Here is a 20415-nt window from a genome sequence, read left to right as displayed (position 1 = left end):
GCCGGGGATTCCGGGAGTTGCCCCGGGAGAATCCGGGCCGCGCGTGATTTCGGCGCCGTACGGAGGACGTGACACCATGCGGTCATGTCCTCCGTACTCGCCGATCTCTGCCGATATCCGATCGTGCAGGCCCCCATGGCGGGCGGTGCTTCAGGCCCGCAGCTCGCCGCCGCCGTATCCGAGGCCGGCGGTCTCGGTTTCCTCGCCGCCGGGTACAAGACCGCGGACGGCATGTACGAGGAGATCAAGCAGCTGCGGGGGCTGACCTCCCTGCCGTTCGGCGTGAACCTCTTCATGCCGCAGCCGGAGAACGCCGACCCGGCCGCCGTCGAGGTCTACAGCCATCAGCTCGCGGGCGAGTCCACCTGGTACGAGACGCCGCTCGGCGACGTCCAGGGCAGTGCGGACGACGGGTACGAGGCCAAGCTCGCGATCCTCGTCGACGACCCGGTCCCGGTCGTCTCGTTCACCTTCGGCTGCCCCTCCCGTGACGTGCTGGACGCCTTCGACCGGGCGGGCACCTTCACGGTCGTCACCGTCACCACGGCCGAGGAGGCCCAGACCGCCCAGTGGTGCGGCGCCGACGCGGTCTGTGTGCAGGGCATCGAGGCGGGCGGCCACCAGAGCACCCACCGCGACGACCCGCAGACGGACGGCACCGGGATCGGCCTGCTGTCGCTCATCACCCAGGTACGCGAGACCGTCCAGCTGCCGGTCGTCGCCACGGGTGGACTCATGCGCGGCTCGCAGATCGCCGCGGTGATCGCGGCGGGCGCGGACGCCGCCCAGCTCGGCACGGCCTTCCTGGTGTGCCCCGAGTCCGGGGCGAACGTCCTGCACAAACAGGCACTGACCAACCCGCTCTTCGTCCGCACGGAACTCACCCGGGCGTTCTCCGGCCGCCCGGCGCGCGGCCTCGTCAACCGCTTCATGCGCGAGCACGGCCCGTACGCGCCCGCCGCCTACCCCCAGGTGCACCGCCTCACCGCCGGGCTGCGCAAGGCCGCCGCCGCAGTGGGCGACGCGCAGGGCATGGCGCTGTGGGCCGGGCAGGGCCACCGCCTCGCGCGCGAGCTGCCCGCGGGCCAGCTCGTCGAGGTACTGATCGCCGAACTGGACGCGGCACGCGCCGCATCGGCTCCCGGGAGCACGTCATGACCGCGCCCGTGTTCGTCGTCGACGGAGCCCGCACATTCGAGACCGACCCCGGCGGCCGGTTCGTCCTGGACGGGCCCGAGGGCCGGCACGCGGTGTCCGTGAAGCGGCTGCGGGCGGGGGAGGACGTCGTACTGACCGACGGCGCGGGCCACTGGGCCCGGTGCGTGGTCCTGGCCGCCGAGGGCAAGGACCAGTTGGTGCTCCAGGTGGACTCCTGGACCGAGGAGCCGCCGCCGGCGCCCCGGATCACCGTCGTCCAGGCACTGCCCAAGGGCGACCGCGGGGAGGTCGCCGTCGAGACGATGACGGAGACCGGCGTCGACGCGATCGTGCCGTGGCAGGCGTCGCGCTGCATCACCCAGTGGCGCGGCGAACGGGGCGCCAAGTCCCTTGCCAAGTGGCGCAGTACGGCCCGCGAGTCGGGCAAGCAGTCCCGCCGGACCCGCTTCCCCGAGGTCGCGGACGCCCTGAGCACCAAGCAGGTCGCCGCGCTTCTCGCCGAGGCCGACTTCGCCGCGGTGCTGCACGAGGACCAGGAGTACGGCAGCGAGGCGCTGGCGTCGGCGGAGCTGCCCGCGGAGGGGGAGATCATGCTGGTCGTCGGGCCCGAGGGGGGCGTGTCGCCGGAGGAGCTGGCGGCGTTCACCGCCGCCGGTGCGGGCGTGTACCGGCTGGGCCGGAGCGTGCTGCGGACGTCGACGGCGGGAACGGTGGCAGCGGCCCTGCTGCTGGCGCGTACGGGTCGCTGGAGTTAGGGCCTTTCGTTTGGATCACGACCGGGGGGTGCAGAGGCCCGGTCGTGCGCCCACAAGGGTGAAGTGACCGCAATAGGGCTACACAGCGGGCCGCCCCGGTGGGACCCTGCCGCATATGGGGGCATCGAGACTCGTACGCTACCGGTCACTCCTCGCGGCAATCGGCGCCACCGCAGCGGCAGTTGCGGGCATCGCGGCCTGCGATCCCGTCGACGGGGTGAACACCGCGTCCATCGCGTACACCACCGACCGCACCGGCACCAGCGCCCTGGAGGGCCACGGGGTCCGCGTCGACTGGCTGACCTGCACCGCGGATGTCGGCGACGGCAAGTCCCCCACTCCGTCCGCGTCCGTGCGCGACGTGGCGCGGGTCGACTGCCAGGGCAGGACCAAGGACCGCAAGGACATCACCATCAAGGGCAAGGTGACCAAGACCGTCGACGGGCGGTGCGTGCGCGGAGATCTGACCAGCACGGTCGGCGGGCAGCTCGCCTTCCGGGCCACGCTGCTCGGCAACTGCGCCGCAGCCCCGCCAGGCAACAACAACGGCGGCAGCAACAACGGCAACAACAGTGGCGGCAGCAACAGCGGCGGCACCAGCGACAACAGCGGTGGCGTCCGGCCGACGGTGACCGTCACCGTCACGGCCACCGTCACGCAGTACCCCGGCAAGTAGCCGCCACCGACGGCCCCTGACAGCCCGCCCGGCTTGATCCGGACCTGCGGCAGACGGCAGTGCGACGACCGGTTTTAGGTAGCCGCCTAGGTATCCCCATCAGCAGAGATAGGTGTACGGATCTTCGGCCCGCACCCGCGCACAACCGCCTCGTTCCGGCCAGGGTGTACCCATGGCCGTTCTCTCCGATCTCTCCGAACCAGAGGTCGGCGCCCTCGCCGACCGCCTTGCCGCCACCCGGATCGTCACCCTCACCGGTCCCGGTGGCGTCGGCAAGACCTATCTGGCCGACCGTGTCACCGACGCCGTCGGCCTGCCCGTCCACCGCGTCGACCTCTCCGCATGCCGGGACGCGGCGCTCGTCCCGTACGCAGTCGCCGACGCCCTGCACGCCTCGCCCGAACCGGGCGCCGACCCGGTGCACGCGGTGCTCGAACTGCTCACCCGCAGCCAGGGGTTGCTCGTCCTGGACACCTGCGAACACGTACTCACCGGCTGCGCCTACCTGGTGGGCAGGCTGTACGACACCTGTCCCGAGCTCCAGATACTGGCCACCAGCCGCAAGCCGCTCGACGTACCGGGCGAACAGCTGACGGCCGTAAGCCCGTTGCCCCCCGAGCGGACCGCCGAACTGCTCCAGGAGAGCGCCGCGGCGCACGACGTGGAACTGCCCGACTACTGGTCCCGGTTGCTGGCGTGCCGGCTCGACGGCGACCCGCTGTCCACCCTGCTCGCCGCCCGCACGCTGCGGCTGATCCCCGCACAGCAGCTGTACGGCACGCTCTCCGCCCCCGGCGGGCGCCTCACCGTCCTCACCGACGGCCCCAGGGAACCCGTCAGGCACCGCAGCCTGCTGCGCGCCGTCGAGTGGAGCCACGACCTGTGCTCCAGGGCGGAACGGCTGCTGTGGGCCGGACTGTCCGCGTTCACCGGTGAGTTCACCGAGGAGCAGGTCCGTACGGTCTTTCCCGGCGGGGCCGCACTCGGCGCACTGGTGCGCTCGTCCGTGGTGCTTCCCCAGGGCAACGGGACGTACCGACTGCCGCTCGCCCACCGCGAGTACGGACAACTGAGGCTCGCAGGCTTAGGAGACGCCCAGGGAATCTCCAGCCTAAGCTGACACACGTGACGCACCCTTCCTACCTTCGGTTTCCGCATGTCCAGGGCGACTTGATCGCATTCACCGCAGAGGACGACGTCTGGGTGGCCCCGCTCGACGGGGGCCGTGCCTGGCGGGTCAGTGCCGACAACCGGCCCGTCAACCATCCCCGCATATCCCCCGACGGGGCGTGGGTCGCCTGGACGTCCACCCGGGACGGGGCGCCGGAAGTGCACCTCGCGCCGGTGGACGGCGGCCCGTCGAAGCGGCTCACCTACTGGGGCGACGCCCGGACCTCCGTACGCGGCTGGACCCCGGACGGCGAGGTGCTGGCCATCAGCACGCACGGCCAGGCCTCGCTGCGCCGCACCTGGGCACGGGCCGTTCCGGTCGACGGGGGACCGGCGCGGACCCTGCCGTACGGTCCGGTCGGCTCCCTCGCGTACGGTCCCGGCGAGCAGGTGCTGCTGCTCTCCGCGACCATGGGGCGCGAGGCGGCCAGGTGGAAGCGGTACCGGGGAGGCACCGCGGGCAAGCTGTGGACCGGCGAGACCGGGGGCGACTTCGTACGCGTCCACGAGGACCTCGACGGGAACATCGAGTGCCCGCTCCGGGTGGGCGACCGCATCGCCTTCCTCTCCGACCACGAAGGCGTCGGCGCGCTCTACTCCTCGCTCCCGGACGGCTCGGACCTGCGCAGGCACACCGGCATCGACGGCTTCTACGCCCGCCACGCAGCCACCGACGGTGCCCGCGTCGTCTACGCGTCTGCGGGCGAACTGTGGATCGTCGACGACCTCGAAGGCGCCGAACCGCGCCGCGTCGAGGTCCGCCTCGGCGGTCAGCGCGCCGACCTCCAGCCCCATCCGGTACGCGCCGGACACCATCTGCACACCGCGTCCCCGGACCGCACCGGCCGCGGCAGCGCCGTCGAGTCGCGCGGCGCCGTGCACTGGGTCACCCACCGGGAGGGCCCGGCCCGCGCACTCGCCACCGAACCCGGCGTACGGGCCAGGCTGCCCCGCACCTTCCGCGCCGAGGGCGCCGAGCACGTCGTCTGGGTGACCGACGCCGAGGGCGACGACGCCCTGGAGTGCGCCCCCGCCACCGGCGCCGTACCGGGCGCCGCCCCGCGCCGCCTCGCCCAGGGCCGGATCGGCCGGGTGCTCGGACTCGCGGCGGCCCCCGACGGCAGCCGGTTCGCCGTCGCCGCGCACGACGGGCGGGTACTGGTCGTCGAGCGCGACACCGGCGAGGTGCGCGAAGTGGACCGCAGCACGGACGGCGACGCCTCCGGCCTGGTCTTCTCGCCCGACTCGGCCTGGCTGGCCTGGTCGCACCCCGGCCCGGAGCAGCTGCGCCAGCTCAAGCTCGCGAACCTCGCGGATCTCACCGTGGCCGAGGCGACCCCCCTGCGCTTCCGGGACTTCCAGCCGGCGTTCACCCCCGACGGCAAGCACCTCGCCTTCCTCTCCGAGCGGGCCTTCGACCCGGTCTACGACGAGCACGTCTTCGACCTCGCGTTCGTCGGCGCCTGTCGTCCGCACCTGCTCACGCTCGCCGCCACCACCCCCTCTCCGTTCGGGCCGCAGCGCCACGGCCGCCCCACCGAGAAGGACAAGGACGGCGACGAGCACGACACCGCGACCGCGCTGCCCGTCACCCGGATCGACCTCGAAGGACTCGCCGACCGCATCGTGCCGCTGCCCGTCGAGGCCGCGAGCTACTCCACGCTGCGCGCGGCCAGGGACGGGCTGCTCTGGCTGCGCCACCCGGTGCGCGGCGTGCTCGGCACCTCCAGGGCGACCCTCGACGCCCCCTGGCCGCACAACGTCCTGGAGCGGTACGACCTGGAACGGCTGCGCATCGAGGAAATCGCCCCGGACGTCGACCACTTCGAGGTCAGCGGCGACGGCAAGCGGCTCGTCCTGCACATGGACGGCAAGCTGCGTGTGGTCCCGTCCGACAGCCGGGTGGCCAAGCCCGACGCCGACGAGGACAGCGACAGCAACATCTCCGTCGACCTGTCCCGGATCCGCCGGATGCTCGACCCGGCCGCCGAGTGGCGGCAGATGTACGACGAGGCCGGCCGCATCATGCGGGACAACTTCTGGCGGGCCGACATGTCGGGGGTCGACTGGGACGGCGTCCTGGACCGCTACCGCCCCCTGCTCGCCCGCGTCGCCACCCACGACGACCTGGTCGACCTGCTGTGGGAGGTGCAGGGCGAACTCGGCACCTCGCACGCCTATGTGACACCGCCCGGCGGCTGGCACGACGACGCGACCCGGCAGGGACTGCTGGGCGCCGACATCTCCCGGACGGACGAGGGAAGTTGGCGCATCGACCGGATCCTCTCCTCGGAGACCTCCGATCCGGCGGCGAGTTCCCCGCTCTTCGCGCCCGGCGTCGCGGTGCGCGCGGGCGACACGGTCCTGGCCGTCGACGGCCACCGGGTGGACCCGCTCACCGGACCGGCCCCGCTGCTCACCGGCGCGGCGGGCAGGCCCGTCGAACTCACCGTCGGGCCCGCCGGCGGCGGCGACCCGCGCCATGTCGTGGTCGTCCCCACCGGTGACGAGGAAGCCCTGCGGTACCACGACTGGGTGACCGGCCGGCGGGCGTACGTCCATGAACGATCCGGCGGGCGCCTCGGTTATGTCCACGTCCCCGACATGCAGGGCCCCGGCTGGGCACAGCTCCACCGCGACCTGCGGGTGGAGGTGGCCAGGGAGGGCCTGGTGGTGGACGTGCGGGAGAACCGCGGCGGCCACACCTCCCAGCTGGTCGTGGAGAAGCTGGCCCGCCGGATCGTGGGCTGGGCCCTGCCGCGCGGGATGACACCGGTGAGCTACCCGCAGGACGCACCGCGCGGCCCGGTGGTGGCCGTCGCCAACGAGTTCTCCGGCTCGGACGGGGACATCGTCAACGCCGCGATCAAGGCCCTGGGGATCGGACCCGTGGTCGGGACCAGGACCTGGGGCGGGGTCGTCGGGATCGACAGCCGCTACCGGCTCGTCGACGGCACGCTGGTGACCCAGCCCAAGTTCGCCTTCTGGCTGGAGGGTTACGGCTGGGGCGTGGAGAACTACGGCGTCGACCCGGACGTCGAAGTGGTCCAGGCGCCGCAGGACCACGCGGCGGGACGGGACACCCAACTGGACGAGGCGATCCGGATCGCGCTCGCCGCGCTGGAGGAGAATCCGGCGAAGTCGGCGCCGGAACGGCCGGGGGCCGCAGGCTGAGACCGGGGCCCGGGGCCCGGGGCGGGCTGGGACCGGGGCCCGGGGCGGGCCAAGGGTTACCCCGGGCCCCGGGCCCCGGCCCCCGTGCGGCGGTCGGTCTACCATGGCCGCGTACCGATCACCACCGACCGAGGAGCCCCGCATGGCGGGAGAACCGCAGACCGACTGCCTGTTCTGCAAGATCGTCTCGGGAGACATCCCGGCGACGGTCGTCCGTGAGACCGACACCACCGTCGCCTTCCGCGACATAAACCCGCAGGCGCCCACGCACGTCCTGGTGATCCCCAAGGTGCACTACCCGGACGCCGCCACCCTCGCCGCGGCCGAACCGCAGATCGCCGCTGACGTGCTGCGCGAGGCCGCGGAGGTCGCCGCCGAGGACAAGGTCGACTCGACCGGCTACCGCATCGTCTTCAACACCGGCTCCGGCGCGGGCCAGACCGTCTTCCACGCGCACGCCCACGTGCTGGGCGGTCGCGGGCTCAACTGGCCGCCCGGGTAGTCCCGTTGTCCGTACGGGAGCTGGTGGTGCTCGGCACCGCCAGCCAGGTCCCCACCCGCCACCGCAACCACAACGGCTATCTGCTGCGCTGGGACGGCGAGGGCATCCTCCTCGACCCCGGCGAGGGCACCCAGCGGCAGATGCTGCACGCCGGGGTCGCGGCGCACGACATCGACCGGATCTGCGTCACGCACTTCCACGGCGACCACTCGCTGGGCCTGGCCGGAGTCATCCAGCGGATCAATCTGGACCGGGTCCCGCACCCGGTCACCGCGCACTACCCGGCGAGCGGACAGCACTTCTTCGACCGGCTGCGGTACTCCACCGCCTACCACGAGTCCGTCGAACTCGGCCAGGTCCCGGCGACGGGCGACGGCGGAGTGCTGGCGAGCACCCCGGCGTACGTACTGGAGGCACACCGGCTCTCCCATCCCGTCGAGTCGTACGGCTACCGGCTGACCGAACCGGACGGGCGCCGGATACTGCCCGAGCGGCTCGCCGCGCACGGCGTCACCGGGCCGGACATCGGGCGGCTCCAGCGCGAGGGCGAGCTGAACGGGGTCACGCTCGACCAGGTCAGCGAGGTGCGGCGCGGGCAGCGGTTCGCGTTCGTCATGGACACCCGGCTGTGCGACGGCGTGCACCGCCTCGCCGAGGGCTGCGACCTGCTGGTCATCGAGTCGACCTTCCTCGACGAGGACGAGCAGCTGGCCACCGACCACGGCCATCTGACCGCCGGACAGGCGGGCCGGGTGGCCCGGGACGCGGGCGTCCGGCACCTCGTACTGACGCACTTCTCGCAGCGGTACACCGACCCGGAGGAATTCGCGCGACAGGCGCGCGCCGCCGGGTTCGACGGTGAACTGACCGTCGCCGCCGACCTCATGCGCATCCCCGTCCCCTCCCGGCACACCGCCTCACCCTGAATCCGAAGCGGACCGGAAGCACACCGAAGCACCACCGAACCGAACTGAGCAGGGCCGTCCGATGCAGTTGCAGCACCTCCCCAAGGCCGAACTCCACCTCCACATCGAAGGCACCCTCGAACCCGAGCTGGCCTTCGCGCTCGCCGCGCGCAACGGCATCGAACTGCCGTATCCGGACACCGAGACGCTGCGCAGGGCGTATCTCTTCAGCGACCTGCAGTCCTTCCTCGACCTGTACTACGGGCTGATGGCCGTGCTCCGCACGGAGCAGGACTTCGAGGAGCTCACGGACGCCTACCTGGCGCGCGCCGCCGCGCAGGGCGTACGGCACGCGGAGATCTTCTTCGACCCGCAGGCGCACTCGGCGCGCGGTGTGCCGATGGGGACGGTCGTCGAGGGCATCTCGCGGGCCCTGGCACGGAGCGAGGAACGGCACGGCGTCTCCACCCAGTTGATCATGTGTTTCCTGCGCGACGAGTCCGCCGATTCGGCGCTCCGCACCCTGGCGGCGGCCGAGCCGTACCTGCACCTGATCGCGGCGGTCGGCCTGGACTCGGCCGAGGTCGGGCACCCGCCGTCGAAGTTCCGCGAGGTGTACGAGGCGGCGGGCGCGCTGGGCCTGCGCAAGGTCGCGCACGCGGGCGAGGAGGGCCCGCCCGCCTACGTACGGGAGGCGCTGGACGTCCTGGGCGTGGAGCGCATCGACCACGGGCTGCGCTCGATGGAGGACCCGGAGCTGGTCGAGCGGCTGGTCAGGGACCGGGTGCCGCTGACCCTCTGCCCGCTGTCGAACGTACGGCTGCGGGCCGTGGACGTCCTGGAGGGGCACCCGCTGCGGCAGATGATGGACGCCGGGCTGCTCTGCACCGTCAACTCCGACGACCCCGCGTACTTCGGCGGCTACGCGGGCGACACCTTCCACGCCGTGCACGAGGCGCTCGGCCTCGGGCACGAGGAGCTGCGGACACTGGCCCGCAACTCGTTCCTCGCCGCCTTCCTGGACCACGACGAGGAACGGCGGGCGCGCTACTTGGCGGAGGTCGAAGCGTACGACTTCGACGCCGACTTCGACTTGGGCTGATGGCCGGTCGAGAACCGGTACTTGCGGCGGGGCAGCGGTTCCACGCTGATCTCCGCGACGGTGAGTTCGGGCGCGCCCAGCTCCGGAACCGCGGCGGCCAGACCACCCGTACGGCCCGCGACGAGCGCTGCGGGAGCACCGCCCCTGCGGCGCACCGAGCCGGGAACCAGCGGCCGTCCGGAGGTGTGCAGGGCCACCGCGGTCAGCGGGACCGCGAGCAGCAGGAGCAGCGCGGCCAGGACCAGACCCATCACCGGGAACCCGGTGTGCGCGGAGAGCAGGCTCCCGGCGATGGGCCCGCACGCCACGCCCAGCGAGGACGCCGAGCCGACCAGTACGGCCCAGCGTCCGCGCGGGTCGAGGGAGGCGGCCAGGCCGATCAGATACGACAGGACCACCGGGTAGAAGGTGTTCCAGAGGATCTCGCCCGACGCGAACGAGTTGATCCCGCCCGCCGATGAACTCAGCGCGATACAGCCGGAGATGATCACCGTGCCCGCGCCGATCGGCAGGGCCCGGCCGAGCTTCGAGCCGAGCGCGCTCGCAGCGGAGATCCCGACGAGTCCGGCGGCCAGCGACACCGCGAGGACCGTTCCGACCGTCACCTCGGACAGCCCGGCCTGTTCCTGGCCGATCCGGCTGCTGACGCCCCAGAGCGAGTTCTGGGCCATCGACCAGCAGACCATCGCGCCCGCCAGGACGGTGCCCGAGCGCAGGCGGGGGATCCGGCTACGACCGGCCTCCGGGGAAGGGGCCTCCTGACAGGCCCCGCCGAGTCGGCCCGTCGCAGGCCAGACGAGGGCCGCGACCAGGGCGACGGCGGCGAACGGCATCCGGTGCCCGCCGCCCAGCTGCGGCAGTACGAGATAGAGCGCCCCGGCCGTCGCCGACACCGCGAGCAGCCCGGTGGACGAAGCCCGGTGCGGGTCGCGCAGCCCGGCGATCCCGACCGAGGCCACCGCCATCGCCGTACCGGAGCCGAAGCCGCCGACCGCGACGCCCGTCACGACGAGCGGAAGGTACGTGGTGGCCGCGGCGGCGCCGTACCCGGCGACCGCGAGCAGCAGCCCGGCGCGGGCCAGCCGCTGCGGGCCGATGCGTTCGACACGTGAGCCGAGTGTGAACCCCGCGCCGGCCGAGCACAGCAGCAGGACCGAGCCGACGAGACCGGCTTGGGCGGGGGAGAGACCGAGGCCGGAGACGAGACGGCCCACGACGGTGGGAAGGAGATATGAGGCGAGATATCCGGCGGTGAACACGGCGATGAGAGGCCATGTTGCGCGCGAGCGCGAAGACACGGGCGTTCCAGGGAGAAGACATGCCTGTGACCAGGCAGGAGAGATGGGGGAAGTGGGCGCCCTGTCGATGAGTCGATGACAGGAGCGCGCGGCCAATTTGTATCAAGTGGGCAGGGCGCGCGAAAGCCGCCACTCCGTGATCTATAACACTTTAAGTTTATGATCCGGAAGTCCGGGCATTAGGGCGGCTATTTCGTACGTCTTCGCAGGTCAGCGCCGGTCGGTGTCGACCGGTGCCGGTCGACTTCGGGATAGCCCGGACGTGGGCCGGGCGTGTCGCCGTCCTGACCGCAGGCGCCTTGACGCCTCTGGTTCATGTATCTAGTGTCCATCTCCATGTATGAACAACGTCTACATGCAGAGACAACGATCGTGGACCGGATCCGAGAGGGCATGGCCCGAGGGGTCCTCTCCTTCCCCCTGACGAGCTTCACCGCCGACGGCGAGCTGGACCTCGACGGATACCGGGCCTACCTGGAGAGCCAGTTGGCCGCCGCCCCCGGCGCCGTCTTCCCCGCCTGCGGCACCGGCGAGTTCTTCTCGCTCGACGAGGACGAGTACCGCCAGGTCGTCACCACCACCGTCGAGGTGGCCGCCGGACGCATACCCGTCGTCGCGGGCATCGGATACGGCTGGGCGCAGGCCACCCGCTTCGCCCGCATCGCCGAGCAGGCGGGCGCCGACGCCGCCCTCGTCCTGCCGCACTACCTCGTCGCCGCCCCGCAGGACGGCCTCGTCGCCCAGCTGGAACAGATCGCCGCCCGCACCTCGCTGCCGCTCATCGCCTACCAGCGCGGCCAGGTCTCCTTCACCGCCGAATCGGTGCGCCGCATCGCCGCGATCCCCGGCGTCATCGGACTCAAGGACGGACACAGCGACCTCGACCGGCTCCAGCGGCTGACGCTCGCCGCGCCGGACGGCTTCCTGTTCTTCAACGGCGCGTCCACCGCCGAGGTCCAGGCCCGCGCCTACGCCGCCGTCGGGGTGTCCGCGTACTCCTCCGCCGTGCACGCCTTCGCCCCCGAGATCGCGGGCGCCTTCTTCACCGCCCTGCACGCCGACGACCGCACCCGCCTGGAAGCGCTCCTGCGGGGCTTCTACGTCCCCCTCGTCGAACTCCGCGACCGGGTCCCCGGCTACCCCGTCTCACTGGTCAAGGCCGCGGCCCGGCTGCGCGGCCACCGGGTGGGACCGGTGCGCGCACCGCTCACCGACCCCGGACCCGACGACCTCGCGGCCCTGGACGCACTGCTCACCACCGGACTCGACCTCGTAGGAGCCACCCGATGAACCGGCAGGAACCCGGTACGGCGGCCGGCACGGCCCGGCAGATGCCCCGGCAGACGACGCGACAGACGCACCAGGAGTCCCCACTGCCCGCGCCGGAGCTCACGATCGCCGAGGTCCGGCTCACCCCCGTCCTCATCGCGGACCCGCCGCTGCTCAACGTGCACGGCGTGCACCAGCCGTACACCCCCCGGCTCGTCGTCGAGATCGTCACCGCGGACGGCGTCACCGGCATCGGCGAGACCTACGGCGACACCAAGTACCTGGACATCGCCCGCCCCTACGCCGAACTGCTGCCCGGCCGCTCCCTGTACGACCTCAACGGCATCGCCGCCCTCGCCCAGCAGGTCGGCATCGACGACACCCAGGTGGAGAACGCCGTCGACGTCGGCGGGCTGCGCGGCGTACAGACCGCCGACAAACTCCGGCTGTCGGTCTACTCCGCCTTCGAAGTGGCCTGCCTGGACGCCCTGGGCAAGGTCCGCGGCCTGCCCGTGCACGCGCTGCTCGGCGGCAAGGTGCGGGACACCGTCGAGTACAGCGCCTACCTCTTCTACCGCTGGGCCGCACACCCGGACGGCGCCGGGGAGCCCGATACCTGGGGCGAGGCGGTCGACCCCGCGGGCATCGTCGCGCAGGCCAGGCGCTTCGTCGACGACCACGGCTTCACCTCCTTCAAGCTCAAGGGCGGCGTCTTCCCGCCGGACCAGGAGATCGCCGCCGTACAGGCCCTGGCCGAAGCGTTCCCCGGCCACCCGCTGCGTCTCGACCCCAACGGCGGCTGGACACCGGAGACCTCGCTGAAGGTCGCCGCCGAGCTCGCCGGCGTACTGGAGTACCTGGAGGACCCGGCCACCGGAACACCGGACATGGCCACGGTCTCCGCCGGGACCGACGTGCCGCTCGCCACCAACATGTGCGTGACGACGGTCGGGGAGATCCGCGAGGCCTTCCGCACGGACGCCGTCCAGGTCGTCCTCTCCGACCACCACTACTGGGGCGGACTGCGCGCCACCCGCGAACTGGCCGCGATCTGCCGCACGTTCGGCGTCGGACTCTCCATGCACTCCAACACCCACCTGGGCATCAGCCTCGCCGCGATGACCCACGTCGCCGCCACCGTCCCCAACCTGGACTACGCCTGCGACAGCCACTACCCCTGGCAGACCGACGACGTGATCACCACCCGCCACGTCTTCACCGACGGCCACCTCCCGGTCTCCGACGCCCCCGGCCTCGGCGTGGAACTCGACCGGGACCGGCTCGCGGAACTCCACCGGCGCTGGCTCGACGACGACGGCACGATGCGCGACCGCGACGACGCCGCCGCGATGCGCAAGGCCGAGGGGTACGAGAACTGGACGAGTCCGGCACTGCCGCGCTGGTAGCCGCACCCCGCGGCATGATCGGGCAGACTGGCCGGATCGCACTGCAACCGGGGAGCGCACGGTGGTCCACGACAACAAGACTCTCGACCCGCTGGACGGGCTGCGCGCCCCCCAGGACCCCGACTGCGACGTGTTCCTCACCGGCACGGTCTTCCTCGACATCATCTTCACCGGCCTGGACAGCGCACCGGTGCGCGGCACCGAGTCCTGGGCGCGCGGGATGGGGTCGAGCCCCGGCGGGGTGGCCAACATGGCCACCGCGCTGGCCCGGCTGGGGCTGCGCACCTCGCTCGCCGCCGCCTTCGGCGACGACCACTACGGGGAGTACTGCTGGGACGCCCTGGAACAGGGCGAACAGATCGACCTCTCGCGCTCCCACACGGTGCCCGGCTGGCACTCGCCGGTCACCGTCTCCATGGCGTACGAGGGCGAGCGCACGATGGTCTCGCACGGCCACGAGGCGCCGCCGCCCTCCAGCTCGTACCCCAACTGCCCACCGCTGGCCCGCGCCGCCGTCGCCTCGCTGGGACCCGGCAGCCGCGAGGAATGGGTGCTGCACGCGGCGAACCGCGGCACCAAGATCTTCGCCGACGTCGGCTGGGACGAGACCGGACGCTGGGACCTGGCGGGTCTCGCCGACCTGGAGCACTGCGAGGCGTTCCTGCCCAACGCGGAGGAGGCGATGCGCTACACCCGCACCGACTGCCCGCGCGCGGCGGCGCACGCCCTCGCCGAGAAGGTCCCGCTGGCGGTGGTCACCCTCGGCGCCGAGGGTGCGTACGCCGTCGACGGCTCGACCGGCGAGGCCGCCTCGGTGCCCGCCATCGAAGTGGCGGCGCTCGACCCGACGGGCGCGGGCGACGTGTTCGTCGCGGGCTTCGTCACCGGCACCCTGGCGAACTGGCCCCTCGCCGACCGCCTCGCCTTCGCCGGACTGACCGCCGCCCTCTCGGTGCAGGAGTTCGGCGGTTCGCTCTCGGCGCCCGGCTGGTCCGAGATCGCCGCCTGGTGGCAGCAGGTGCGGACCTACGACGACCAGGACCCGGCGGCGCTGCGCCGCTACGCGTTCCTGGAGGAACTGCTGCCCGCGGCGGCCCGCCCCTGGCCGCTGCGCAGGGCCGTACCGACGATCGGCTTCCGCACACCGTGAACGCAGCCTGTCCCGCACCCCTCACGGGTGTAAAAGCCCTCGGTGTTGTCGGTGCGGAGTCGTAGGCTTGGAGATCCAGAGGTTGTCGAGCAGCGAGAACCCTGCAACGGGAGGTATGCGCAGGCCCGAGGGCCGGCCCATGACTCAGACACCCACACAGCCGCAGGCGCGTGCCCACATCAGTGTTCCGGCAGCACACCCGATGGTGATGCTCCTGGGATCGGGCGACTCGCTGCTGCGCGTGATCGAAACGGCGTTCCCGGCGGCCGACATCCATGTCCGGGGCAATGAGATCAGCGCCACGGGATCGGTGGCCGATGTCGCCCTGATCCAGCGCCTGTTCGACGAGATGATGCTGGTGCTCCGCACCGGGCAGCCGATGACGGAGGACGCTGTGGAACGCTCGATCGCCATGCTCCGGGCCAACGGGAACGGCGACGGAGAGCCGGGCGGCGAGACACCGGCCGAGGTGCTCACGCAGAACATCCTCTCCAGCCGGGGCCGCACGATCCGCCCCAAGACGCTCAACCAGAAGCGGTATGTCGACGCGATCGACAAGAACACCATCGTGTTCGGCATCGGCCCGGCAGGCACCGGCAAGACCTACCTCGCGATGGCCAAGGCGGTGCAGGCCCTCCAGTCCAAGCAGGTCAGCCGCATCATCCTGACCAGGCCCGCCGTCGAGGCGGGCGAGCGTCTCGGCTTCCTTCCGGGCACACTCTTCGACAAGATCGACCCGTATCTGCGCCCGCTCTACGACGCGCTGCACGACATGCTGGACCCGGACTCGATCCCGCGGCTGATGGCGGCGGGGACGATCGAGGTGGCGCCGCTGGCATACATGCGTGGCAGAGCGCAACCAACATTCACCACCGTCCTGACGCCGGACGGCTGGCGCCCGATCGGTGACCTGAAGGTGGGCGACCTCGTCGTCGGCTCCAACGGCGAGCCGACCCCGGTCCTCGGTGTGTACCCGCAGGGCAAGAAGGACATCTACCGCGTGACCGCCCAGGACGGCTCCTGGACGCTCTGCTGCGGCGAGCACCTGTGGACCGTCCGTACGGCTTCGGACAAGCGTCGCGACAAACCGTGGCGGGTCCTGGAGACCAAGGACATGATCGGCAACCTCCGTGCCGCGCATGCCCGCCGCTACGAACTTCCGATGCTCACGGCGCCCGTCAGTTATCCCCGCCGCGAGGTCCCCATGGACCCGTACGCCCTTGGGCTGCTGCTCGGCGACGGCTGCCTGACCGGTGCCACCACGCCTTCCTTCTCCACCAACGACCCGGAACTCGCTTCCGCGCTGGAGCTGGCGCTGCCCGGCGTCAAGGCGCGGCACAAGGACCGGTGCGACTACGTCCTGAACCGGGTGAGCGCAGCCGGCGATGTCATCACGCTGGAGAATCCCGTCACGGGAGCTCTCCGCGCCCTCGATCTGCTCGGCACCAAGTCCCATGCGAAGTTCGTTCCGGACGGCTATCTCCACAACGCTGCGGACGTCCGACTGGCCCTGCTCCAGGGGCTGCTGGACTCCGACGGGGGACCGGTGACCCAGGCCGACCGGACATGCCGCATCCAGTACACGACGACATCGATCGCGCTGCGTGACGACGTCATCGCGCTGGTCCGGTCGCTGGGCGGCGTGGCCTACACCCGGCGCAGGGCTGCGGAAGGCCGTACACTCGGCAGGGCGCAGGGGCGTGATGTCCCGCACCGCTATGACGCGCATGTCGTCGACATCAGGCTTCCGGACGGTATCGAGCCCTTCAGGCTCGCCCGCAAGCGCGAGAAGTACCTCGCCGCAGGAGGCGGAGGCCGCCCGATGCGCTTCATCGACAGCATCGAACCCGCGGGCACCGAAGAGGCGGTGTGCATCCAGGTCGCGGCCGAGGACTCGCTGTACGTCACCCAGGACTACCTGCTGACCCACAACACCCTCAACGACGCGTTCATCATCCTCGACGAGGCGCAGAACACCAGCGCCGAGCAGATGAAGATGTTCCTGACCCGGCTCGGCTTCGACTCGAAGATCGTCGTCACCGGTGACGTCACCCAGGTCGACCTGCCGTCCGGTACCAAGAGCGGGCTCCGGCAGGTGCAGGACATCCTGGAAGGCATCGACGACGTGCACTTCTCCCGGCTCACCTCCGAGGATGTCGTCCGGCACAAGCTCGTCGGCCGTATCGTCGACGCATACGAGAAGTACGACGGCCAGAGCGCACCTCACGGGAAGTAGCACACAAGCACCATGTCGATCGACGTCAACAACGAGTCCGGAACCGAGGTCGACGAGCAGGCGATCCTCGACATCGCCCGCTACGCCCTCACCAGGATGCGGATCCACCCGCTCTCCGAGCTCTCGGTGATCGTCGTGGACACCGACGCCATGGAGCAGCTGCACATCCAGTGGATGGACCTGCCGGGTCCCACCGATGTCATGTCCTTCCCGATGGACGAGCTCCGTCCGCCGGCCAAGGACGACGAGGAGCCCCCGCAGGGCCTCCTCGGTGACATCGTGCTCTGCCCCGAGGTCGCCAAGCAGCAGGGCGAGGACGCCCCGACGCAGCACTCCATGGACGAGGAGCTCCAGCTCCTCACCGTCCACGGAGTGCTGCATCTGCTGGGGTACGACCACGAGGAGCCCGACGAGAAGGCCGAGATGTTCGGCCTCCAGGCGGCGATCGTCGACGGCTGGCGGGCGGAGAAGGGGCAGACAGGTCCCTCCCCGGCGCCGACCGTCTCATGACGGTCCAACTGATCGTCGGCGCGGTCGCGTTGGTCGTCGTCGCCTGGCTGGCGGCCTGCGCCGAGACGGGCATCGCCCGCACATCGAGTTTCCGGGCCGCCGAGGCCGTACGGTCGGGGCGGCGTGGCAGTGACAAGCTGGCACAGATCGCCGAGGACCCGACCCGGTACCTGAACGTGGCGCTGCTCGTGCGGGTCGCCTGCGAGATGGCGGCCGGCTCCCTCGTCACCTACGTCTGTCTGCGGGAGCTGAGCGAGACCTGGCAGGCGCTGGCCCTGGCCATCGGTGTGATGGTCCTGGTCAGCTATGTCGCGGTCGGGGTCTCGCCGCGCACCATCGGCCGCCAGCACCCGCTCAACACGGCCACCGCGGCGGCGTACGTCCTGCTGCCGCTGGCCCGGGTGATGGGCCCCGTCCCGCAGCTGCTGATCCTCATCGGTAACGCGCTGACCCCCGGAAAGGGCTTCCGCAAGGGCCCGTTCGCGTCCGAGGCGGAGCTGCGCGCCATGGTCGACCTCGCCGAGCAGGAGTCGCTCATCGAGGACGAGGAGCGCCGGATGGTGCACTCCGTCTTCGAGCTGGGCGACACCCTCGTACGCGAGGTGATGGTCCCGCGCACGGACCTGGTCTGCATCGAGCGTTCCAAGACGATCCGCCAGGCCACCACGCTGGCGCTGCGCTCCGGTTTCTCGCGGATCCCGGTGACCGGGGAGAACGAGGACGACATCGTCGGCGTCGTGTACCTCAAGGACCTGGTCAGGAAGACCCACATCAGCCGTGACACGGAGACCGATCCGGTCCCCACGGCGATGCGTTCCGCGGTCTTCGTGCCGGACACCAAGAACGCCGGGGACCTGCTGCGCGAGATGCAGCAGGACCGCAACCACGTCGCTGTGGTCGTCGACGAGTACGGCGGCACGGCCGGCATCGTCACCATCGAGGACATCCTCGAAGAGATCGTCGGCGAGATCACCGACGAGTACGACCGTGAACTGCCGCAGGTGGAGTCGTTGGGCGAGGGCCGTTTCCGGGTCACCGCCAGGCTCGACATCGACGACCTGGGGGAGCTCTACGGACTCGACGAGTTCGACGACGAGGACGTGGAGACCGTCGGCGGTCTGCTCGCCAAGGCTCTGGGCCGGGTCCCGATCGCGGGCGCCTCGGCGGTCGTGGACCTTCCGGACGGCCGGCGGCTGCGCCTCACGGCGGAATCCCCGGCGGGCCGCCGGAACAAGATCGTGACCGTGCTGGCCGAGCCGGTCGAAGCGGAGGAGACAGCGGAATGACACCGCAGGAACTCAGGGCGTTCTGCCTGGAATTCAACGCGTCGGCCGAGGAGTTCCCGTTCGGTCCGGAGACCTCGGTGTTCAAGGTGTGCGGGAAGGTCTTCGGGCTCAGCCAGCTGGACGGCGAGCCCCTGCAGATCTCCCTCAAGTGCGACCCGGACGAGGCGGTCCGGCTGCGCGCCGAGTACGAGGAGATCGTCCCCGGCTGGCATCTCAACAAGCGCCACTGGAACACGGTGACGGTCGGGCCGCTGCCCGACCGTCAGATCCGTGAGCTCATCGAGGATTCGTACGACCTGGTGGTGGCCGGTCTGCCGAAGGCGGAGCGCCTGCGGCTCGACCGGGCCTGACCGCGCCCGGCCGGGACGCCGCCTACGCGGTGCGGTCGCGGCCACGGCCGAGACCCACCGCCACCAGCACCGCGGTCCCGACCAGGATCGCCGCGCCGATACCCAGTACGGTCCGCACGCCGCCGAAGAGGTCGGTGCGGGTGGTGGCCAGCACCCCCAGCAGCGGGATGCCGACGGTCATGCCGACCTGCTGGGTGGTGGTGACCAGGCCGGTGGCCAGGCCCTGTTCGGCGTCCGGGACGCCCGAGGTGACGGTCAGCCCGTACGAGACGATCGCGCCGAGGTGGGCCGTGCTGGCCACCGAGACGGCGACCGTGGCCAGCCAGACTCCTGAGGTGGCGCCGAGCTCGAGCATCGTGGCGGTGAGCAGCCCCTGGGCGAGCAGCGAGCCGACCAGCACCCGGCGGGCGCCCCACCGGCCGATGACCTTCGGGGCGGCCATTCCGGCGAAGACGGACGCCACGCCCTGGACACCGAAGACCAGTCCCGTCCGGAAGCTGGACAGGTGCAGGACCTCCTGGAAGTACAGGGTCAGGACGAAGACCACGGTCGACATCATCGAGAAGGTGACGAGCCCGCCCAGGTTGCCCCAGGCCACCGTGCGGCGCTTCAGCATCGGCAGCGACACCAGCGGGGCCTCGGCGCGGGACTCGACGGTCACGAAGGCGGCCAGCAGTGCGATGCCCAGGACCAGCGACACCAGGACGTCCGGGTGGCCGAAGCCGCGCTGGGCCGCCGTCGACAGGGCGTAGATCATCGCGAGCAGTCCGCCGGTGACGGTCACCGCCCCGGGGACGTCGAGGCGCGGCCGTTCCGGGTGGCGCGACTCGGTGAGCAGGCCCGGTGCCAGGGCGAGCACGATCACCGCTGCCCCGCCCAGCAGCCCCATGGTCGAGCGCCAGCCCAGGGTGTCCGTCATCACTCCGCCGAGCACCATGCCGACGGTGAACCCGAGCGAGAGCAGCGTGCCGCTGATACCCAGCGCCCGGTCGCGCTGCGGGCCCTCGGGGAAGGTGGTGGTCAGCAGGGACATCCCGGTCGGGACGACGACGGCCGCGCCCAGTCCCTGCAGGGCCCGCCCGGTGAGGAAGATCTCCTGGTTCCAGGCGAACGTCGCGATCAGTGAGGCGGAGCCGAAGACGGCGAGGCCGGTGAGGAACAGCTTGCGCCTGCCGAACAGGTCGGCTATCCGGCCGAAGAGCAGCAGAAAGCCGCCGGAGGGCAGTGCGAACGCGGTGACGGCCCACTGGAGTCCGGCCCGGGTCATGCCCAGGTCCTTGCCGAGTACGGGGAGCGCCACGTTCAGTACGGAGAAGTCGAGCGCCACCATGAACTGGGCCGCGCACAGGACGAGCAGGACGAGCTTGGCCCGGCCGGAGAGCCGTTCGTCGGCGGGTGGGGCGGAAGTCGGAGCGGGTGCGGTTGAGGTATCGATCGCCATGTCCCGAGCTTCGGGCTCCGGGAACAA

The 20415-nt window shown here is 71.4% G+C and carries 17 protein-coding genes; 15 read left to right on the top strand and 2 right to left on the bottom strand.

Translation table 11 applies throughout. The annotated features are described in order from the left end of the window. The first annotated feature begins 84 nt into the window (after positions 1-84). From OG709_RS10930 to OG709_RS10895, 8 genes are all read left to right on the top strand, one after another. Complete coding sequence (locus tag OG709_RS10930) at positions 85-1158, top strand: nitronate monooxygenase (RefSeq protein ID WP_266643217.1); 1074 nt, start codon at positions 85-87, stop codon at positions 1156-1158. Beyond that, on the top strand, positions 1155-1913 hold the full coding sequence (locus OG709_RS10925; protein WP_266643219.1) for a 16S rRNA (uracil(1498)-N(3))-methyltransferase: 759 nt from the start codon (positions 1155-1157) through the stop codon (positions 1911-1913). The genes OG709_RS10930 and OG709_RS10925 overlap by 4 nt, the downstream gene beginning before the upstream one ends. A gap of 115 nt (positions 1914-2028) precedes the next feature. Beyond that, positions 2029-2589 (top strand): hypothetical protein, encoded by a 561-nt coding sequence (locus OG709_RS10920; protein ID WP_250298377.1) that lies wholly within the window; start codon positions 2029-2031, stop codon positions 2587-2589. Between the two features lie 172 nt (positions 2590-2761). After that, the gene (locus tag OG709_RS10915; RefSeq protein WP_250298376.1) at positions 2762-3709 is read left to right on the top strand and encodes an ATP-binding protein; all 948 of its coding nucleotides are present in this window, start codon (positions 2762-2764) and stop codon (positions 3707-3709) included. A gap of 5 nt (positions 3710-3714) precedes the next feature. After that, positions 3715-6933: a S41 family peptidase gene (locus OG709_RS10910; RefSeq protein ID WP_250298375.1), complete on the top strand. Its 3219-nt coding sequence runs from the start codon at positions 3715-3717 to the stop codon at positions 6931-6933. A 142-nt stretch (positions 6934-7075) separates the two neighbouring features. Then, complete coding sequence (locus OG709_RS10905; RefSeq protein WP_250298374.1) at positions 7076-7435, top strand: histidine triad nucleotide-binding protein; 360 nt, start codon at positions 7076-7078, stop codon at positions 7433-7435. A 5-nt stretch (positions 7436-7440) separates the two neighbouring features. Then, complete coding sequence (locus OG709_RS10900) at positions 7441-8361, top strand: ribonuclease Z (protein ID WP_250298373.1); 921 nt, start codon at positions 7441-7443, stop codon at positions 8359-8361. A gap of 61 nt (positions 8362-8422) precedes the next feature. Next, positions 8423-9442, top strand: coding sequence for an adenosine deaminase (locus tag OG709_RS10895; protein WP_329165826.1), 1020 nt, complete (start codon positions 8423-8425; stop codon positions 9440-9442). On the opposite strand, the gene OG709_RS10890 is transcribed toward OG709_RS10895, so the two are convergent. Beyond that, positions 9388-10740 carry an MFS transporter gene (locus OG709_RS10890; protein ID WP_329165823.1) on the bottom strand — a complete coding sequence of 451 codons (1353 nt, stop codon included), beginning with the start codon at positions 10738-10740 and terminating at the stop codon, positions 9388-9390. The two genes, OG709_RS10895 and OG709_RS10890, sit on opposite strands and share 55 nt — an antisense overlap. A 336-nt stretch (positions 10741-11076) precedes the next feature. On the opposite strand from OG709_RS10890, the gene OG709_RS10885 reads away from it, so the two are divergent. From OG709_RS10885 to OG709_RS10855, 7 genes are all read left to right on the top strand, one after another. Continuing rightward, positions 11077-12030 (top strand): 5-dehydro-4-deoxyglucarate dehydratase, encoded by a 954-nt coding sequence (locus OG709_RS10885; protein WP_250298370.1) that lies wholly within the window; start codon positions 11077-11079, stop codon positions 12028-12030. 41 nt (positions 12031-12071) lie between these two features. Beyond that, positions 12072-13415: a glucarate dehydratase family protein gene (locus OG709_RS10880; protein WP_329169091.1), complete on the top strand. Its 1344-nt coding sequence runs from the start codon at positions 12072-12074 to the stop codon at positions 13413-13415. A 61-nt stretch (positions 13416-13476) separates the two neighbouring features. Beyond that, positions 13477-14565: a carbohydrate kinase family protein gene (locus OG709_RS10875; protein WP_250298369.1), complete on the top strand. Its 1089-nt coding sequence runs from the start codon at positions 13477-13479 to the stop codon at positions 14563-14565. A gap of 139 nt (positions 14566-14704) precedes the next feature. Beyond that, the gene (locus tag OG709_RS10870) at positions 14705-16801 is read left to right on the top strand and encodes a PhoH family protein (protein WP_329165821.1); all 2097 of its coding nucleotides are present in this window, start codon (positions 14705-14707) and stop codon (positions 16799-16801) included. 12 nt (positions 16802-16813) lie between these two features. Continuing rightward, entirely contained in the window at positions 16814-17311 is a 498-nt protein-coding gene (gene ybeY, locus OG709_RS10865; RefSeq protein ID WP_250298367.1) for an rRNA maturation RNase YbeY, read from the top strand. Continuing rightward, on the top strand, positions 17308-18597 hold the full coding sequence (locus OG709_RS10860; protein WP_266643227.1) for a hemolysin family protein: 1290 nt from the start codon (positions 17308-17310) through the stop codon (positions 18595-18597). Before ybeY ends, OG709_RS10860 begins: the two co-directional genes overlap by 4 nt. Next, positions 18594-18947, top strand: coding sequence for an MmcQ/YjbR family DNA-binding protein (locus OG709_RS10855; protein WP_250298365.1), 354 nt, complete (start codon positions 18594-18596; stop codon positions 18945-18947). Before OG709_RS10860 ends, OG709_RS10855 begins: the two co-directional genes overlap by 4 nt. Positions 18948-18969: 22 nt before the next feature. Here OG709_RS10855 and OG709_RS10850 read toward each other — a convergent pair whose 3' ends face one another. After that, positions 18970-20388 carry an MFS transporter gene (locus tag OG709_RS10850; protein ID WP_329165815.1) on the bottom strand — a complete coding sequence of 473 codons (1419 nt, stop codon included), beginning with the start codon at positions 20386-20388 and terminating at the stop codon, positions 18970-18972. Positions 20389-20415: the final 27 nt, after the last annotated feature.

It is taken from the genome of Streptomyces sp. NBC_01267 (genome assembly GCF_036241575.1).
In the GTDB taxonomy this organism is placed as follows: Bacteria; Actinomycetota; Actinomycetes; order Streptomycetales; family Streptomycetaceae; genus Streptomyces.
This window is presented reverse-complemented; position numbering and strand designations above follow the sequence as displayed.

Coding starts and splice junctions, on each gene's coding strand:
- OG709_RS10850 (WP_329165815.1), bottom strand. CDS start 20,388: ATGGCGATCGATACCTCAACCGCACCCGCTCCGACTTCCGCCCCACCC.
- OG709_RS10895 (WP_329165826.1), top strand. CDS start 8,423: ATGCAGTTGCAGCACCTCCCCAAGGCCGAACTCCACCTCCACATCGAA.
- OG709_RS10870 (WP_329165821.1), top strand. CDS start 14,705: ATGACTCAGACACCCACACAGCCGCAGGCGCGTGCCCACATCAGTGTT.
- OG709_RS10905 (WP_250298374.1), top strand. CDS start 7,076: ATGGCGGGAGAACCGCAGACCGACTGCCTGTTCTGCAAGATCGTCTCG.
- OG709_RS10860 (WP_266643227.1), top strand. CDS start 17,308: ATGACGGTCCAACTGATCGTCGGCGCGGTCGCGTTGGTCGTCGTCGCC.
- OG709_RS10855 (WP_250298365.1), top strand. CDS start 18,594: ATGACACCGCAGGAACTCAGGGCGTTCTGCCTGGAATTCAACGCGTCG.
- OG709_RS10930 (WP_266643217.1), top strand. CDS start 85: ATGTCCTCCGTACTCGCCGATCTCTGCCGATATCCGATCGTGCAGGCC.
- OG709_RS10885 (WP_250298370.1), top strand. CDS start 11,077: ATGTATGAACAACGTCTACATGCAGAGACAACGATCGTGGACCGGATC.
- OG709_RS10925 (WP_266643219.1), top strand. CDS start 1,155: ATGACCGCGCCCGTGTTCGTCGTCGACGGAGCCCGCACATTCGAGACC.
- OG709_RS10920 (WP_250298377.1), top strand. CDS start 2,029: ATGGGGGCATCGAGACTCGTACGCTACCGGTCACTCCTCGCGGCAATC.
- ybeY (WP_250298367.1), top strand. CDS start 16,814: ATGTCGATCGACGTCAACAACGAGTCCGGAACCGAGGTCGACGAGCAG.
- OG709_RS10880 (WP_329169091.1), top strand. CDS start 12,072: ATGCCCCGGCAGACGACGCGACAGACGCACCAGGAGTCCCCACTGCCC.
- OG709_RS10915 (WP_250298376.1), top strand. CDS start 2,762: ATGGCCGTTCTCTCCGATCTCTCCGAACCAGAGGTCGGCGCCCTCGCC.